Below are 15,943 nucleotides of genomic sequence, written 5' to 3'. Positions count from 1 at the left end.
AGATTGCACAAAGTTACAGGTTTGTTCGAATTTGTACGCGCTATTGATATGTATCTAATGAGTTTTTATCAGGTAGAGCAATGTTTCATTGCTTACATTTTTATAGATAGGGATAGTATTTTATAGAATATAAAAAAGGCTGAAAAATATTTCAGCCTTTGCTTGTTTATTAATATTTAAGGTTTTTAAGCATTAACAACTAACTTAGCAAGTTCAATGGCATCAAGTTCAGGGCATTCGCCTTGGATTTGCCATTCTGCGCCAAGTAAAACACCGTCTTCGTTAAGATCGCTAATCCAATCTTCTAAAAACTCTTCTAACATGATGCTTGCAGCATTGTAATCGTGCCATTCATCTACGCAAAATTTCTTAGCAGCTTCAGCATTAGACCAAATTGGCATAACATCAGCGCCTTCAAATTCTGCTGAGTCACATACAACCCAATCACCATCGGCATTTTGTAGTGCCCACACTTTTTCTTCTTCATTAACTGCCGCTACAAAAGCAGATAAATCTTGGTTAACTTCGCTCATTAACTATTCCTAGATTAAAATTCATTGCACTTATTATATAACTAAAATCGAATTTTATACCGTTTATTATTTAGTCTAAGTAAAATAACTTGCTAAAATTAAAGTGATTTTAAATTCTAGAGGCATTATATGCAGTGTTCTTTTTGGCGTGGTTTGACTATTTGTTTGATATCGTTTTATTTATCGGCATGCTCATCTGATAACCTACCGGGTAAAACTCAAGATGAACTTAACTCTCTTGTTGTGCTAGAGCCCTGTTCACAGCAATGGTTTGTTTATGTTGAAGATTATATAAGTACCAGTGACGGTGCAGGGCATGGTCCTGACTTAGGTAGTTTAGAGTGGAAGTCGGTGATTGAATTTAAATTAGGTTTACGTGACAATGAACAAGTCCCAGATCTTGAGAGTCGCGCTTGGTGTGAATACATAGATGATAAAATCACTAGCGAGCATAATTAATTTTAGCTTTGAACAATAAGCGTAGAATAATAATAAGTTGGAAAAATAAATGGCAACATTCAAGTTAAAGCAAAAATTTTTATCAATCACCGAAAAGTTTGAAATAAAAAATGAACAAGACGAAATTGTTTATCTCGTTGAAGGTAAGTTTTTTAGTATCGGTAAACGCTTTACTTTGTTTGATAATAAAGAAAACGTTTTAGCTGAAATAAAGCAAAAGTTACTCAGCTTTAGACCACAATTTCATATTCTATTGAATGATGGTTCGCATGCGCAAATTATCAAAACATTCCTACCGCTTTTTAGTAGCCGCTTTTTAGTTACCATTGACCAACCTGGAGCAGGAGCAAGGGAGCTGGAAATAACCGGTAACTTTTTATCACATGAATACAGCTTTACCGAGAATGGTCAGGTGCTAGCACAAGTAAGTAAAGAGATGTTTTCATTTCGTGATACCTACGGCTTAGAGGTACATGATGAAAGTTTAAATGAGATAATCGTAAGTTTACTTATCGTCATCGATGCCATTCACCACGGTAATGACAAAAACTAACCCAGTAAATATCACTTTTACCAATATCGACTTGTAATTATGGCTGTTAGCCCATATTAACTTAGCCATAGCGATAAGTCGTTTATCTCCATTTATTATCAGGATGCTTGCAAATGTCAGACAATATTATCCATATCACTCCCGAAAATTTTCAACAGGTGATCCTAGAACAATCTAAAACTACGCCTATTTTAGTTGCCTTTTGGGCAGAGCAAATCCCAGAAAGCGTACAGTTAAGAGATAAACTTGCTACTGCTGTCGTGCCCCACAGTACTCAAATAATCTTAGGTTTGGTTGATTGCCAATCTCAGCAAGCCATTGCCCAGCAATTTGGTATTCAAAGTTTACCTACTGCAGTTTTAGTTAAAGATGGTCAGCCAGTTGATGGTATTTCAGGTCCGCAAACAGACGAAACATTATCTGTGTTTCTGGATAAGCATTTACCAAAAGCCGAAGACGGTTTGTTGATGCAAGCACTACAGTTATTAGAAGCTGGAAATGCGAATGAGGCACTACCTTTATTACTACAAGCTCAGCAATTAAGTAGTGAACGCAGTGATATTAAACTGGCCTTGGCTGATGCTTACATTAGCCTTGGCAAGATAAATGATGCCGAGCAGTTATTAGCAACCATATTAATGGTTGATCAAGACAGCTATTATCAATCATTAATGGCTAAATTAGAGTTAGCCCAACAAGCATCTAACTCTCCTGAAATCCAGGCGCTTGAGCAACAACACCAAAGTGACCCAGAAAACGCAGAGGTGGCAAGATCGTTAGCGGTGCAATATAGCCAAGTAAACCGTCAAGAAGAAGCCCTAGTATTGTTATATGGATTAATGCTAAAAGATAGAAACGATAGCGATAGTAAAAGAATGCTATTAGACGTTTTAGCCGCACTACCTGACGGTGATCCTCTAGCAAGCAAATACCGCCGCAAACTCTTCTCAATGATGTACTAAATATCAAGGTGTCAGACACCTTGATAATCCACCTCTTGATTTTATTTAAGCTTGTCTGCAAATAGGTGTTCTAGTTTGGCCAATTTAGGGCTGATCATTATTTGGCAGTAGGGTTGATTAGGGTTGTTATCATAGTAATTCTGATGAAAGTCTTCTGCTGGATAAAAGGTTTGCTTTGGCTCTAAGGTGGTCACAATAGGCTGTGACCAAACTTGCTGCTTAGATAATTGTAATATGTACTGCTGAGCTAGCTGTTGTTGCTGTTCATCTTGATAAAAAATAGCTGAGCGATATTGCGTACCGCTGTCATTGCCTTGGCGATTTAATTGGGTTGGATCGTGAATGTTAAAAAACACGTCAAGCAGCTCGCTAAAACTAATCACACTTGGCTCAAACTCGATTTTTACCACTTCTGCATGACCACTAGTTCCTGAGCAAATTTGTTGATAAGTCGGATTGTCTACATGACCGCCGATATAACCAGATACAACTGATATCACACCTTTTACTCTTTGATACGGCGCTTCTAAACACCAAAAGCAGCCACCACCTAATATTGCAGTTTGCATTGTTTTTATCTTATTTAATTTAATTAGTGTTTAAGTATAAACATCTAAAACAAAATGTGGGAACATAGTCTTATTATTTATATCGTTATTTTTAGATAAAGCATGGATCAACAAAAACTTCTCGAAGCCGTAAATATGGTGATGCCTTTTGGTAAATACGCAGGTAGAAAATTATTATTTTTGCCAGAGCCTTATTTAGTCTGGTTTCACAGTAAAGGCTTTCCCGCAGGCAAGCTAGGTGAACAGTTAGCACTTATGTATGAAGTTAAGCTTAATGGTTTAGAAGATATGTTGTTGCCGTTAGTGCAAGATTAATGTTTTTTTAGATTAACATTCCTTGTTTCGATAAAAATAATTGATTGATTTTCGTACAGTTGTTTCTTTGTTTTTTCCACCCCAGATTCAGCCTAAAATAATAACATGATGTTTTTATTAGCAATTAATGTCTGTATTTTTATTCATCTATTTAGTAAAAAAACATCTCCATTAAATTACTCGTTTGTGAGTTGCATTTCACTCGTTAATTTTCATCTTAAAATGCATTCAGGGTTACAAAAAACAGGTTGCTAAGCTGTCACCTTAGTCTTAAATTAAATGTACTTCATTAATTTAATTTTCTAGCTAAATCTTAGTTTTAAAGATTAATTTGATGTTGTCTACCGATGCAGTTTTTTCGGCTATCTTACTCACAATAGGAGACTCATCTATGAAAAGACAAAAACGTGATCCATTAGGACGAGCGCATTCAAAGGGATATCAAGCAGGCTTAAGTGGTAAAAATAAAGAACAATGTCCATATCAAAATGTTGACGTAAAATCACAATGGCTAGGCGGGTGGCGAGATGCCATTTCGGACCGAAATTCAGGGTTGTTTAAATAGCTAACAAAAATCAAGTAATGAGAAAATAGAGCCTTAACATTAATATGTTAAGGCTTTTGTGTTTATAGGCGTTTAACTTTTGCAAATACAGTTAGTGCGTTTGCTTATGTTAAATTCTTGCCAATGTCCTGATAAGCCATCAAAAATTTTTATTTTATTGGTACTTACTGGTTTATTGGTGAGTAGCTTTATTGCCTCTAATGCTTGCATACTTCCTATAACGCCGAGTACGGGACCTAGTACTCCGGCTGTTGAGCAATTAAGGGCAGGTTCACCTTTATCTTTTGGATAAAAACATTCGTAGCAAGTGTAATTATCAACCCTTGGATCAACGATATAGAGTTGTCCTTCAAAGCGGATAGCTGCGCCGCTGATCAAAGGCGTTTTATGATTAACACAAGCAAGATTAATGGCGTAACGTGCGCTAAGGTTGTCGGTACAATCTATGATTAAATCCACTTCGCTCGCGTAGTAATCAAGTTGCTCGAAATCTAGCATTTCATCGATAACTTCAATATCTATTTCAGGGTTAAGATTAGTTAAATGCTCTTTTGCTATTTCGGCTTTATTTTTTCCTACTTGCGCACTATGGAACATTACTTGTCTTTGTAAGTTAGTGATATCTATGCTGTCGCCATCGGCTAAAATTAATTGGCCAACGCCTGCTGCGGCTAAATACATAGCAACAGGATTGCCAAGGCCGCCCAATCCAACAACTAATACTTTTGCCTGTTTTAATTGTAGTTGCTCTGTTTCGCTAAAGCCTTTTAGTAGTAATTGTCTTGAATAGCGCAGTTGTTCATTACTGGTTAACATAAAAATCTCTTACTTTATTTATAAAGCCGCGAGCAATTAATAACTGCGGATCGCACTAGCTTTAAACTGAATAAAAACATTGTCATCTTTGGCTAAGCGCAAACGTTCAACTGAATAACGGGTAATATTAACGCTAAAAATATGATTTAAAATATCGACTTTAACAAGCGCTGCATTTTTATTTAAGCGAGTAATATCTGTAATCTTTCCTGCTAAGGAATTCATAATGGAACTCATTGCCGGCTCTTCCCGAGAAATACTAATATCGCTTGCCAATATATAGCAACGCAAAGAAGAGTTTAATGCTTGCGGTTGCAAGTTACTGTATAAGTTGACTTGCCCTGAGCTCGGCGCTTCAAAGTCGAGCTGGGTTAAGCCGAAATTAATTAAATGCTGTTTTACTTTAAGAGTTAAACTGGTTTGCGTGCTAAATTCATCGCTAATGTTGGCGTTTAAATTATTTATTACCTGATGAACATGGCCATGCTGAACTATTTTGCCATTTTCCATAACCAACACTTCGTCTGCTAGTTGCTGAATTTCAATTATGCTGTGACTTACGTAAATCATCGGCAGATTTAAGCGTTGATGAATGGTTCGTAGTAAGTTGACCATTGCACTTCTTGCTTTATTATCTAAGGCGCTTAGCGGTTCATCTAGTAGTAATAGCTTCGGCTCAGCTAAAAGCGCTCTAGCTAGTGCGACTCGTTGTTTTTCACCGGCGGATAATAACTCAACGTGTTGCACAGCTAAGTGTTTTATCTGGGTTAACTCTATTACTTCATCAATAGTTAAAGTAGATGAAGGGCATCGTTTTGCTGCAAACTCTAGATTACCAAGCACATTTAAATGTGGAAACAGGCGCGCATCTTGAAATACAAAACCTATGTCTCTTAACTCAGGCTTAATAAAATGTTTGTTGGCGCTGTCTTGTAAATCTGTGTCTTTTAGTGAAATAGAGCCTGTTGCGTGTCTATTAAGGCCGGCAATAATGCGCAATAAACTTGTTTTACCTGAACCAGAATGACCAAGGATACCTGTGATCCCATCTAAGTTAAGGTCATGCTGACAGTCTAAGGTAAAATTAGGATAACTTAGCTCTATGTTGAATTTGAGGCTCATATTATACCTCTGGCTTTAACTTTCTTTTCTGATTGAAAGTTAAGTAAATAAATCAGAGCTAACATTGCCACTGAAGCAACAAGTAAACTTGCCGCTAGCCAATGAGCCGTGCTGTAATTTAGCGCCTCTACATGATCAAATAAAGCGATAGATAGCACTCGTGTTTCACCAGGAATATTACCGCCTATCATTAACACTACACCAAATTCACCTACGGTATGGGCAAACCCTAAGCTTGCTGCGGTTAAAAAACTAGCCTTAGTCATCGGCACTGTAATATTAAAAAATCGATCTAAACCTTTAGCGCCTAGCATAGAGCCCGCTTCAGATAAATTGTCTCCAAGTTGTTCAAATGCTTTTTGCAGAGGTTGCACAACAAATGGTAGTGAATAAATTACCGAGCCAATTAAAATGCCGGTAAAGCTAAACGCTAATGATGAACCTGTAACATCTTGAAAGAACTTTCCTGGCATGCTAGTTGGCGAAAATAAAATAAGTAAATAAAAGCCTAATACGGTGGGGGGCAATACCAAAGGCAGAGCAACCAATGCTTCAAGTAATACTTTGAAGCGACTTTTGATTTTACTCAAATACCAAGCCAGAGGGGTGCCAATGATTAATAAAATAATGGTTGTTATTGCTGCTAATTTTAATGTGGTAGCCAGTGCTAGCCATTCATTGTAGTTTTCCACTAACCTTCCTTTGTCGGTGAGCTATCACTTGCCTTAGTTGTAGATTCATTTGTTATTTTAGGTACTGTAATAGCGGCCAAATAACCTTGCGTAGCTAAAAATTCTTGTGCATGTTTAGATAAAACAAACTCAAAAAACTTTGCGGCTATATCGATATTTTCAGCATTTTTTAATACCACCATCTGCTGCTCTAACGAATGGTGCAAGGTTTGGTCGATTAACACACCATTACCTACTTTTGAATCTAGTAGTTGGCTATAGGAAATAAAGCCAAACTTAACTGCTCCAGTAAAAATTTGTTGGTAGGTTTGATTGATATTATTGCCAACGATTAATTGATCGTCATATTTAGACCATAAATTCGATGATATTAATGCCTCTTTGGCTGCTAAACCATAAGGAGCAATATGCGGTCCCGCTATAGCTATACGTCCCTTATATTGCCTTAAGTCTTCTAATTGAATTTCGGTTTTACTTGTTGCCGACCATAAAGCTATTTGCCCGATAGCATAGGTTTTACGGTATTCATCAAAGACTAAGCCTTGCTCTTCCAGTAATTGCGGGCGTCTTATATCGGCAGCAAAAAACAAATCAAATGGTGCGCCATGCCTTATTTGTTGGTACAAAACGCCTGTTGATGCCACTGTGATTTGTGGCTTGATCGGAGTTGATTTTGAAAATATCTGAGCCAGTCTTTCTACTGGCTTAGCGAAGTTTGCTGATACTGCAATACGCAAAGTTTGCGCATTGCTAGGTAAAGAAATACTTAAAAAAATGACTAAAGTTATTATTGTTAAACGCAGGTTTACCACTTATTGGCCTCAAGTTGATCGTTTTGTTTTGCTGCAACCCAACGCTCTCCTTGCTCGGTTTGTTCTTTTTTCCAAAATGGTGCGCTGACTTTTAAATAATCCATAATAAATTCAGCGGCTGAAAAAGCATCTTTGCGATGTTTACTGGTAACGCCAACAAACACTATTTTATCGCCAATATTAAGTTGGCCATAACGGTGAATGACACAAACATTGCCTATTTGCCATTGTGCTCTAGCTTGTTCAACTATGTCAGCTAAGCACTTTTCGGTCATGCCAGAATAATGTTCTAAAAATAAATGTTCAACCTTTAAACCATCATTGTTGTCACGAACTCGACCAATAAAAGTAACAACAGCGCCATCGGTGCTATTATTTGCTTCTAAATTATCAACTTCCAGAGCAAAATCAAAGTCTTCCAATTGAACCTTTATGCTAGTACTGATAGATGGAATGCTCATTTATCCACCTGTTACCGGAGGGAAAAAAGCAACTTCATCACCTGCTTTAATTTCATATTCGCTATCAACCATGGTGTGATTAACCGCGGTTAATAATGACGGGGTATTTAGTACTTTGTTCCAAGTATCGCCTTTTGCAATAAGCATGCTTTGTAAATCAGCAACAGTCTGCACTGTAGCTGCTTCAATTTGCAGCTCGGCACAATCAAGTTGTTCTTTAAAGGCTGCGAAAAATAATACATTAATAGTCATTACGCTACCCAATCTCCTGACTTTCCACCTTGTTTTTCTAATACACGAATATTAGAAATTACCATCAATGGATCAACCGCTTTACACATATCAAATAAGGTTAAAGTTGCAACTGAAACAGCGGTTAGAGCTTCCATTTCAACACCAGTTTGCCCAGTTAATTTACATAAGCTGATCACACGAACTTGTTTGGTTTCGTGAATTAATTCAAAGTCTACTTGTACTTTAGAAAGCATAAGAGGATGACATAATGGAATTAAGTCGCTACATTTTTTAGCCGCTTGAATACCGGCAATACGAGCAACGGCAAAAACGTCACCTTTGGCATGTTCACCGCTGGCGATCATACTGAAAGTTTTATCGCTCATACTGATAAAACCTTCGGCGCGAGCTGTTCGTGAAGTTACTGCTTTTTCAGTAACATCGACCATATTGGCTTCGCCTTTAGCGTTTAAGTGAGTTAACTCTTGAGTATTATCTGCTTCTTTAGTTAATGACATAACATTAACCTCGAGTATCACAGTTTTGCGCTAAATTTAAATGAGGCACAAAATTACAAGGGCGATGACTGGCATCTAATTGTTCTTTAATTATTTTATCCCAAGCGGTTTTACAAGCATTGGTAGAGCCTGGCATACAGAAAATTACAGTATTATTTGCCATGCCAGCAAAGGCACGAGATTGAATCGTTGAAGTGCCAATTTCTCCATACGAAACATGTCTAAATAGCTCTCCAAAACCTTCTACGTTTTTATCAAACAAAGGCATAATTGCTTCAGGCGTATTATCGCGGGCAGTAAAACCGGTACCGCCGGTAACGACAACACTATTGATAGTATCATCAGCTATCCAACGGGAAATAATAGCGCGCAGCTGATAAACATCATCAATTACAATAGCTTTTTCTGCCACCTTATGCCCTGCAGTTTGTACGCGTTCAACTAAAGTTTGACCTGAAGTATCATTTTCTTCTGTGCGCGTATCTGAAACAGTTAATACTGCAATATTCAATGGTTGAAATACAGTGCCGCCATGACCGCCATTTTTATTATTAGACATAATTACTCCTAGTCTTTGTTAATATCTGCTGAGCTTGTTTAAATTGCTCAGGAGTATTGGTATTTATTAATTGTTGTTGATCTTTTAATGGCAAGGATAGGGCATTGCAACGTTTAAAAACTTGTTTAAAAGAAGGGCCTTTGCCAGTAGTTAAAAATTTGCTTGAGCTAAATTCTTGCTCTAGATATTGGCTAACTAACGCATTAACCGGTAGGTAAACTGGTAAAGAGCTGTCATTAAAATAAGTCGCTCTTTGACTTAGTTCACCTTTAAGTTTTAACTCGGTTAGTTGTTTGCTGGTTAAAAATGGCATATCAACAGGTATGGCTAAAATAGCTTGTGGTCGTTCACTTTTTATTACTGAGTAGATCCCCGCTAAAGGGCCACCTTGTTGGTATAAATCTTTGATTCCGCCAACATTTTCACCACTGCAGATCACTTTATCTACACCTGCCCGGCGCAATAGATCTTGACTGAAACTAAGCATGCTTTGCTCACCAAGTTGTAACTTAGCTTTATCAGTTCCCATTCTGCTTGATAAACCACCTGCGAGTACGACACCAATACAGCTCATGCTAACCTCCTAACATAGATAAATGCTTGGTCCCACCAGTAAAACCATCTTGTAAGAAGTGAGTTGCTTTTTTGTCAAACATTAAACTCTTAATATGTAGTTTTAACGCCTCGGTATCATCTGTTTGTAAATGATCTTTAAGTGATAAACCTTGTTCAGAAAATAAGCATAAATGCAGTTTGCCTAATGAGCTAACGCGCAGGCGATTACAGGTATTACAGAAATCTTTCGAGTAAGGCATGATTAAACCAATCGTGCCTTTATAGTCAGGGTGTGCAAACTCTTGTGCAGGGCCTGCAGTTTTGCCTCTATGAATTGGTAACCAACCAGTTTTTAACAACTGATCTTTTATCGATTGACCGCTAACATGCTGCTTATCGTAAAACTCTTTATTATCACCTGTTTGCATTAACTCAATAAAGCGTAAGCTAATAGGGGTTACTTTTACCCAATCTAAAAAGCTCTGCATTTCATGTAAATTATATTCGCGCATTAATACGGTATTTACTTTGATGTTATTAAAACCGCGAGCAAATGCCATATCTATGCCGGCTAATATTTCATCGAGTTTATCTTTACCGGTAATGGCATTAAATTGCCTTGGGTCAAGAGAGTCTATGCTGATATTAAGCGCATCTAAGCCTGCATCTAGCCATTGAGGTAGATGTTCTCGTAATTTAAAACCGTTACTTGTTAAAGCGACTGTTTTTATGCCTGGAGTTTGTTTACAAGTACGAATAATTTCAGGTAAGTCTTTGCGCAGAGCTGGCTCGCCGCCGGTTATGCGAATTTTTTCCGTGCCCATTTCTGCAAACGCTTTAGCAATGCGCTTTATTTCAGGCACAGTTAAAAAGTCGCGGTCATGATCACATTCATAACCATTTGGTAAGCAATAATTACAACGAAAATTACAAACGTCGGTAATAGATAGACGCAAGTAATAAAACTTGCGACCAAATTTATCTTCTAGCATGTTCACCTTTCCAAATAGGGGGAGGCTAACCGGTTTCCCTGTTAGCCCTGGTGGCTTATAGCCACGGCTTAGGTTTCATACTAAAAAAGCTTAGAAACACAAAGCTCGGCGATTAATTGTATCTAACCTTAGCACTTTACTAAGGTGAGCTCCACTGGCAATGTAAAGTTATTGTAAAGCAGTGGTTAAAAATTTGCGCTTACCATAAACCATAATTTAGTCGTATCGCTGTTATGGTCATCTGCGCTATAGCTGGCTGCTTTAACCATAGTAGATATTTGCTTGTTTACTTTGTAAGCTGCGACTAAATTAATTTCATCACCGAAATCTGCATCACCATCATCGGCTGAAAATACATGATACGCTGCAGATAAAGCAACAGGTCCTAACTTAGTTGCGCCTTTAATGTAAGTATCTTGAATACCATCTCCAGGAGTACTTAAGAATTGATCGCTAAAACCTTGGAATTTATGCGCGGTTGCTAAAGGTGTTTGAAAACCAACGCCGTTATCACTACCAAGTGTTTCAATACCTGCGCCTACACTAAACTTATCAAATTTCACTGTTGCATCTACAACACTGTAAGTCGCATCGTAAGAATTAGGATTATCACCAGCATCTGATTGGCTAGCTACTCCAACTTTTAGTACGAGTTTGTTATCACCAATTGGGAAGTTACCATTGTATGTTGCACCAATAGTGTCATTTGACATAGTAGCTGCGCTATCAAACTCCATACCATAGTAATATGCAGTAACAGCATGCTCTTTGTTTAATTTATATTTTGCATTCACTAAAGCTACAGCACCGTGCAAATCAGATTTTGCTTGGTTGTCTTCACCAAAAATGCGATTAACGTTATGTAAATAGCTCAAGTCTAAGCTGATTTTATTGGTAGGTGTCATTTGTAAACGGTAGCCATCAAAAGTTTGCTCGTTTTGACGCCATGCAACCCCACCGATAAAGCGTTGGTCATCTAAATTAATGCGTTGGCGACCAGCTGTTGCGGTATATGACTTACCAAAATAACTAAGCGATGCTTGATTAACTTCAGTACCTTCAGGATCAGCCACTACTGGGTGATCGGTATTGCCATTGATTGTGCTATTAAAACTGTCATTGCCTAGGTAAGTTACATCATCGACTTCAACTTGAGCGCCAAAATTGTAAACTTTACCTGTAGTTACCGTTAATCTACTTTTTAATGTAGATGCTAGTGCTTCTTCGGGTAGACTGTCTTGATCGACTGCTTCTACTCGGTATCGCAATGAAACATCAACTTTCGATGATTTAACTGCTGAGGATAAATCATCTCCAACATTAGCATTTACAGAAGAACTCGCTAATAAGGCCAAAGCTAACGAGCTTAATTTTAAGGTATTGTTATTATTTATAATTACGCTTTTCATTTTCTCTCCAGATACTTCTATTCGCTTAAGTATTATGCTTGTTTTTATTTAATTGTGTTTTTATAGTGTGGTTATAATGTTGCAAGTTGTGACTACTAACATTGATTGAAATCATATAATTGTAAATAAATAGTTATTATTTTTTTAAATTAATTTAGTTTTTAGTGACAATCTATTAGGATTCATTCATCACTTAATAATAAATTTTCTTCTTATGTCTGATTGTTGTTCTGCTCCTGGATTAATGCCCTTTAATACTGCTTTAAAGCAGTTACTTGATAACGTGCCTAGTGCGACAAAAACTCAAATGCTAGCAATTGAAGATTGTCTCGATCGCGTTTTGGCTGCCGATGTAGTTTCTCCGGTAAATGTCCCTCCTCATAATAACTCTGCTATGGATGGTTATGCTTTTCATTCATCATCTCTTAGCTTAGGTGGCGAACAAACTATGCAAGTTGTAGGGCGCTCTTTTGCTGGTGAGCCTTACTCAGGCAAAACTAACGTGGGAGAATGTATCCGCATAATGACTGGCGCTAAGCTTCCCGAGTGTTGTGACACTGTAGTTATGCAAGAGAATACCAGTGTTGATAACAACACAATGGCATTAGTAAAAGCACCAAAAGCACAGGCGAATGTGCGCTATTGTGGCGAAGACATTAGCAAAAATGAGGCAGTTTTTAGCAAAGGTCATAAACTTAGCGCGATTGATTTAGGCATGCTTGCTTCATTAGGTATTGCTGACGTGGAAGTGTTTGCACCGATCACCGTTGCAGTCCTTTCTACAGGTGATGAATTAAAAAGCCCAGGGCAAACCTTGTCCGATGGTGACATCTTTGAAAGTAATCGCTTTGCTTTACTTGGGCTGTTGGCTCGCTTAAACGTTAATGTACTGGATTTAGGCATTATTGCAGATGACAAGCAAGCGATACGAGATGCATTTATTAAAGCTGATTTAGAGGCTGATGTGGTTATTTCTAGTGGCGGTGTTTCCGTTGGTGAAGCTGATTACACTAAAGATATTCTAGATGAACTTGGTAGCATTAACTTTTGGAAAATAGCGATGAAACCGGGTAAACCTTTTGCCTTTGGTAAATTACCTAACAGTGTGTTTTTTGGTTTGCCGGGTAATCCTGTATCTGCACTGGTTACCTTTTATAAACTATCTGTTCCTGGTATCGAAAAAATGCAAGGTCAGCCTTATAAAGCTAACACTCAATTTTCAGCTATAACTACAACGCCTTTACGTAAATCACCTGGACGCATGGATTTCCAACGAGCTTTATTGTCCTATAATGAACAAGGTCTAGCACAAGTTACTAGCACAGGTAGCCAAGGCTCTGGCGTGCTATCAAGTATAGGCCGAGCTAATTGTTTTATTGTTTTATCCGCTGAGCAAGGAAGTGTTGAAGCGGGAGAATCAGTTATTGTTGAGCCATTTACTTCAGTTTTTCAATAACTAACTTAGGTTTAATTTAATCAACCGTTTGGAATACGCCATGAAAATATTGTCAATTATAGTCTTTTGTTTACTATCGATAAGCTTGCATACCAATGCGCAAACTCCAGAACAACCACTTGCTGAGCCTCTAGCGAAATTCCAAGGCTTTTTAGGTAACTGGCAGTCTGAAATGTTGATGGATGATGGTAAAACTAAGGTAACTGATGTTGCTTTATGGGAAAGAGCGCTAAATGGCAAAGCCATTCGCTCAACTCATTCTATCGATAACGGCATGTACGGCGGTGAAATGTTGCTGTTTTGGGATAAGGCTCAAAGCTCGTTAGTGTTTTACTATTTTACTACCGCAGACTTTTATACCAAAGGTACAATTGAGGTTGTTAGCGATAATAGTTTCATTGCTTATGAAGATGTGAAAGGCTCACAGCAAGGTATAACCAAGGTAAAGTCAACCAGCACCTTAGTTGATGGCAATATGCTCGTAACTACCTCTTACCTTAAAAAAGGTGAATGGACTAAACCTGAATCACGTACTTATAAACCGAGTGAGCGTAAGGTTATTTTTAAATAAAAAACTTTCTCAAGATAAGCTTTAGCACTTCGCAAATACGAGACTACAAAACCTTTCTTGTTATCTGCTATCAGCGTGCAATCAGCGCTAGGCCAAGTGCTAAAGTTAAGCTTAGCAATTCAAAAAACACTTAGTTCAAAATAATTGAATTAAACGGTCAAATCATTCCGTTATTTTTAGTCCAATTTTTATTCTATTATTCTCCCATCAAATAGATATCCCATAAATCAACGGCTAAAAGTCATATTGGAGAATAGAATGCTAAACACACTTTGGAACAAATTAACCAACAAACAAACTATCTTAATTATTGGTGCCGCTGGTAATAACGGCGTTGCAACTATCGATTCTTTAGTAAAGAAACAAACTAAAGCAACAATTCGAGCTGCAGTTCGTAGTGCTGATAAAGCAGCACAATTAAAGAAACAATTTCCTTCAATTGAAACTGTGATTATCGATCTTGATAAGCCAGCATCATTAATTCCTGCTTATGAAGGCGTTACTAAAGTATTTATGATCCCTGGTAATGTTGAGCAAAGAGAGCAACATGCTAAAAACGCAATCGATGCAGCAGTAAACGCAGGCTCTGTTAAGCAATTTTTATTCTACTCTGTATTTGGTTCTGAATATGAGTCAATCTTATTCGGTAAGCAATTTAGAGCGGGTGAAAAGTACCTAGAGCAATCAGGTCTTAACTGGACACACTTACGTACTATCTTCTTCCAAGACAACTTCTTTGGCTGGGCAGAAGGTGTTAAACAAGGTGGTTTATACTTCGGTATTCGTGAAGGTAGCTTAGCACCATTAAACGTTGCTGATATCGGCGAAATGGCAGCTAATGTATTAACTACATCAGGTCACGACAACAAAGCTTACAACATTACAGGCCCAGAGTTATTAACGGGTGAAGATATGGCTAAAGTATTCACTGATGTTACAGGTAAAGAAGTTGCTTACGTTTCACCAACAACAGAGCAAACATTAGAGTCACTTTTATCTACAGGCTGGCCTGAGTGGCAAGCAAAAGGCATGTTAGAGTTGTTCGAAGTTTTCGCAACGAATCAAGCTGCTATGGTTAGCCCTGATGGTGAAAAATTATTAGGTCGCCCTCTAACAACATTAAAAGATTTTGTTACAGCGAATAAAGCCGCTTTTGAAGCAGAAAAAGAAACTGTATTAATTATTGGCGCAGCTGGTAACAACGGTGTTGCAACTATCGATTCTTTAGTTAAGAAAGAAACTAACGCAACTATTCGTGCAGCGGTTCGCAGCTCTGAAAAAGCAGCTGAGTTAAAAGCAAAATTCCCTGCAATTGAAACTGTATTAATCGACCTTGATAAAGCTGAAACTTTAACTGCTGCTTATGAAGGCGTTACTAAAGTATTTATGATCCCTGGTAATGTTGAGCAAAGAGAGCAACATGCTAAAAACGCAATCGATGCAGCAGTAAACGCAGGCTCTGTTAAGCAATTTTTATTCTACTCTGTATTTGGTTCTGAATATGAGTCAATCTTATTCGGTAAGCAATTTAGAGCGGGTGAAAAGTACCTAGAGCAATCAGGTCTTAACTGGACACACTTACGTACTATCTTCTTCCAAGACAACTTCTTTGGCTGGGCTGAAGGTGTTAAACAAGGTGGTTTATACTTTGGTATTCGTGAAGGTAGCTTAGCACCATTAAACGTTGCTGATATCGGCGAAATGGCAGCTAATGTATTAACTACATCAGGTCACGACAACAAAGCTTACAACATTACAGGCCCAGAGTTATTAACGGGTGAAGATATGGC

General features: G+C 37.8%; 21 protein-coding genes and 1 riboswitch. Of the genes, 8 read left to right on the top strand and 13 right to left on the bottom strand.

Annotated features, from left to right (window positions below):
* Positions 1-185: 185 nt before the first annotated feature.
* Positions 186-533 (bottom strand): DUF2750 domain-containing protein, encoded by a 348-nt coding sequence (locus FNN08_RS12785; protein WP_143586402.1) that lies wholly within the window; start codon positions 531-533, stop codon positions 186-188.
* Positions 534-662: 129 nt separating this feature from the next.
* On the opposite strand from FNN08_RS12785, the gene FNN08_RS12780 reads away from it, so the two are divergent.
* The 3 genes from FNN08_RS12780 (at position 663) to FNN08_RS12770 (ending at position 2,507) form a co-directional block, all read left to right on the top strand.
* The gene (locus FNN08_RS12780; RefSeq protein WP_143586400.1) at positions 663-992 is read left to right on the top strand and encodes a hypothetical protein; all 330 of its coding nucleotides are present in this window, start codon (positions 663-665) and stop codon (positions 990-992) included.
* A gap of 49 nt (positions 993-1,041) precedes the next feature.
* Entirely contained in the window at positions 1,042-1,545 is a 504-nt protein-coding gene (locus FNN08_RS12775; protein ID WP_143586398.1) for an LURP-one-related/scramblase family protein, read from the top strand.
* 113 nt (positions 1,546-1,658) lie between these two features.
* The gene (locus FNN08_RS12770) at positions 1,659-2,507 is read left to right on the top strand and encodes a tetratricopeptide repeat protein (protein WP_260679348.1); all 849 of its coding nucleotides are present in this window, start codon (positions 1,659-1,661) and stop codon (positions 2,505-2,507) included.
* A gap of 41 nt (positions 2,508-2,548) precedes the next feature.
* On the opposite strand, the gene msrA is transcribed toward FNN08_RS12770, so the two are convergent.
* The gene (msrA, locus tag FNN08_RS12765) at positions 2,549-3,076 is read right to left on the bottom strand and encodes a peptide-methionine (S)-S-oxide reductase MsrA (protein WP_185962666.1); all 528 of its coding nucleotides are present in this window, start codon (positions 3,074-3,076) and stop codon (positions 2,549-2,551) included.
* Between the two features lie 102 nt (positions 3,077-3,178).
* Between msrA and FNN08_RS12760 the strand changes: the two genes are divergently transcribed.
* Together FNN08_RS12760 and rmf are read left to right on the top strand one after the other, a co-directional pair.
* A complete protein-coding gene (locus FNN08_RS12760) occupies positions 3,179-3,391 on the top strand; it encodes a DUF3820 family protein (protein WP_143586394.1) in 213 nt (70 codons plus the stop codon).
* A 391-nt stretch (positions 3,392-3,782) separates the two neighbouring features.
* Positions 3,783-3,956 carry a ribosome modulation factor gene (gene rmf, locus FNN08_RS12755; protein ID WP_143586392.1) on the top strand — a complete coding sequence of 58 codons (174 nt, stop codon included), beginning with the start codon at positions 3,783-3,785 and terminating at the stop codon, positions 3,954-3,956.
* A gap of 72 nt (positions 3,957-4,028) precedes the next feature.
* On the opposite strand, the gene FNN08_RS12750 is transcribed toward rmf, so the two are convergent.
* The 11 genes from FNN08_RS12750 to FNN08_RS12700 form a co-directional block, all read right to left on the bottom strand.
* Positions 4,029-4,772, bottom strand: coding sequence for a HesA/MoeB/ThiF family protein (locus FNN08_RS12750; RefSeq protein WP_143586390.1), 744 nt, complete (start codon positions 4,770-4,772; stop codon positions 4,029-4,031).
* 36 nt (positions 4,773-4,808) lie between these two features.
* Positions 4,809-5,894: a molybdenum ABC transporter ATP-binding protein gene (modC, locus tag FNN08_RS12745; protein ID WP_143586388.1), complete on the bottom strand. Its 1,086-nt coding sequence runs from the start codon at positions 5,892-5,894 to the stop codon at positions 4,809-4,811.
* Positions 5,891-6,586 carry a molybdate ABC transporter permease subunit gene (modB, locus tag FNN08_RS12740; RefSeq protein WP_143586386.1) on the bottom strand — a complete coding sequence of 232 codons (696 nt, stop codon included), beginning with the start codon at positions 6,584-6,586 and terminating at the stop codon, positions 5,891-5,893. The genes modC and modB overlap by 4 nt, the downstream gene beginning before the upstream one ends.
* Positions 6,586-7,398 (bottom strand): molybdate ABC transporter substrate-binding protein, encoded by an 813-nt coding sequence (gene modA / locus FNN08_RS12735; protein ID WP_143586384.1) that lies wholly within the window; start codon positions 7,396-7,398, stop codon positions 6,586-6,588. The genes modB and modA overlap by 1 nt, the downstream gene beginning before the upstream one ends.
* Entirely contained in the window at positions 7,392-7,859 is a 468-nt protein-coding gene (moaE, locus tag FNN08_RS12730) for a molybdopterin synthase catalytic subunit MoaE (protein WP_143586382.1), read from the bottom strand. Before moaE ends, modA begins: the two co-directional genes overlap by 7 nt.
* Positions 7,860-8,111 carry a molybdopterin converting factor subunit 1 gene (gene moaD / locus FNN08_RS12725; protein ID WP_143586380.1) on the bottom strand — a complete coding sequence of 84 codons (252 nt, stop codon included), beginning with the start codon at positions 8,109-8,111 and terminating at the stop codon, positions 7,860-7,862.
* Positions 8,111-8,611 carry a cyclic pyranopterin monophosphate synthase MoaC gene (gene moaC / locus FNN08_RS12720; RefSeq protein WP_143586378.1) on the bottom strand — a complete coding sequence of 167 codons (501 nt, stop codon included), beginning with the start codon at positions 8,609-8,611 and terminating at the stop codon, positions 8,111-8,113. The genes moaD and moaC overlap by 1 nt, the downstream gene beginning before the upstream one ends.
* Before the next feature lie 4 nt (positions 8,612-8,615).
* Complete coding sequence (gene moaB, locus FNN08_RS12715; protein WP_143586376.1) at positions 8,616-9,170, bottom strand: molybdenum cofactor biosynthesis protein B; 555 nt, start codon at positions 9,168-9,170, stop codon at positions 8,616-8,618.
* On the bottom strand, positions 9,163-9,744 hold the full coding sequence (locus tag FNN08_RS12710; RefSeq protein ID WP_143586374.1) for a molybdenum cofactor guanylyltransferase: 582 nt from the start codon (positions 9,742-9,744) through the stop codon (positions 9,163-9,165). Before FNN08_RS12710 ends, moaB begins: the two co-directional genes overlap by 8 nt.
* A 1-nt stretch (position 9,745) precedes the next feature.
* The gene (moaA, locus tag FNN08_RS12705) at positions 9,746-10,717 is read right to left on the bottom strand and encodes a GTP 3',8-cyclase MoaA (RefSeq protein WP_143586372.1); all 972 of its coding nucleotides are present in this window, start codon (positions 10,715-10,717) and stop codon (positions 9,746-9,748) included.
* Positions 10,705-10,840, bottom strand: a riboswitch (molybdenum cofactor riboswitch). Its footprint overlaps the gene before it by 13 nt.
* A gap of 62 nt (positions 10,841-10,902) precedes the next feature.
* A complete protein-coding gene (locus FNN08_RS12700; protein ID WP_143586370.1) occupies positions 10,903-12,126 on the bottom strand; it encodes an alginate export family protein in 1,224 nt (407 codons plus the stop codon).
* Positions 12,127-12,340: 214 nt separating this feature from the next.
* On the opposite strand from FNN08_RS12700, the gene moeA reads away from it, so the two are divergent.
* From moeA to FNN08_RS16550, 3 genes are all read left to right on the top strand, one after another.
* Positions 12,341-13,582, top strand: coding sequence for a molybdopterin molybdotransferase MoeA (gene moeA / locus FNN08_RS12695; RefSeq protein ID WP_143586368.1), 1,242 nt, complete (start codon positions 12,341-12,343; stop codon positions 13,580-13,582).
* 40 nt (positions 13,583-13,622) lie between these two features.
* The gene (locus FNN08_RS12690) at positions 13,623-14,153 is read left to right on the top strand and encodes a hypothetical protein (RefSeq protein ID WP_185962665.1); all 531 of its coding nucleotides are present in this window, start codon (positions 13,623-13,625) and stop codon (positions 14,151-14,153) included.
* 258 nt (positions 14,154-14,411) lie between these two features.
* Positions 14,412-15,943 (top strand): NmrA family NAD(P)-binding protein (locus tag FNN08_RS16550; RefSeq protein WP_260679347.1); only part of this gene is annotated, 1,532 nt, incomplete at its 3' end.

The sequence above is a fragment of the Thalassomonas sp. M1454 genome (assembly GCF_007097525.1).
Taxonomy (GTDB): Bacteria; Pseudomonadota; Gammaproteobacteria; order Enterobacterales; family Alteromonadaceae; genus Thalassotalea_A.
The sequence above is the reverse complement of the archived record's forward strand: the minus strand, read 5'-3'. Positions and strand labels throughout refer to the sequence as shown.

Bases quoted from the DNA above. Each gene is read 5' to 3' on its own strand.
- FNN08_RS12785 (WP_143586402.1), bottom strand. From the start codon at position 533: ATGAGCGAAGTTAACCAAGATTTATCTGCTTTTGTAGCGGCAGTTAAT.
- FNN08_RS12780 (WP_143586400.1), top strand. From the start codon at position 663: ATGCAGTGTTCTTTTTGGCGTGGTTTGACTATTTGTTTGATATCGTTT.
- FNN08_RS12775 (WP_143586398.1), top strand. From the start codon at position 1,042: ATGGCAACATTCAAGTTAAAGCAAAAATTTTTATCAATCACCGAAAAG.
- FNN08_RS12770 (WP_260679348.1), top strand. From the start codon at position 1,659: ATGTCAGACAATATTATCCATATCACTCCCGAAAATTTTCAACAGGTG.
- msrA (WP_185962666.1), bottom strand. From the start codon at position 3,076: ATGCAAACTGCAATATTAGGTGGTGGCTGCTTTTGGTGTTTAGAAGCG.
- FNN08_RS12760 (WP_143586394.1), top strand. From the start codon at position 3,179: ATGGATCAACAAAAACTTCTCGAAGCCGTAAATATGGTGATGCCTTTT.
- rmf (WP_143586392.1), top strand. From the start codon at position 3,783: ATGAAAAGACAAAAACGTGATCCATTAGGACGAGCGCATTCAAAGGGA.
- FNN08_RS12750 (WP_143586390.1), bottom strand. From the start codon at position 4,772: ATGTTAACCAGTAATGAACAACTGCGCTATTCAAGACAATTACTACTA.
- modC (WP_143586388.1), bottom strand. From the start codon at position 5,894: ATGAGCCTCAAATTCAACATAGAGCTAAGTTATCCTAATTTTACCTTA.
- moaE (WP_143586382.1), bottom strand. From the start codon at position 7,859: ATGAGCATTCCATCTATCAGTACTAGCATAAAGGTTCAATTGGAAGAC.
- moaD (WP_143586380.1), bottom strand. From the start codon at position 8,111: ATGACTATTAATGTATTATTTTTCGCAGCCTTTAAAGAACAACTTGAT.
- moaC (WP_143586378.1), bottom strand. From the start codon at position 8,611: ATGTCATTAACTAAAGAAGCAGATAATACTCAAGAGTTAACTCACTTA.
- moaB (WP_143586376.1), bottom strand. From the start codon at position 9,170: ATGTCTAATAATAAAAATGGCGGTCATGGCGGCACTGTATTTCAACCA.
- FNN08_RS12710 (WP_143586374.1), bottom strand. From the start codon at position 9,744: ATGAGCTGTATTGGTGTCGTACTCGCAGGTGGTTTATCAAGCAGAATG.
- moaA (WP_143586372.1), bottom strand. From the start codon at position 10,717: ATGCTAGAAGATAAATTTGGTCGCAAGTTTTATTACTTGCGTCTATCT.
- FNN08_RS12700 (WP_143586370.1), bottom strand. From the start codon at position 12,126: ATGAAAAGCGTAATTATAAATAATAACAATACCTTAAAATTAAGCTCG.
- moeA (WP_143586368.1), top strand. From the start codon at position 12,341: ATGTCTGATTGTTGTTCTGCTCCTGGATTAATGCCCTTTAATACTGCT.
- FNN08_RS12690 (WP_185962665.1), top strand. From the start codon at position 13,623: ATGAAAATATTGTCAATTATAGTCTTTTGTTTACTATCGATAAGCTTG.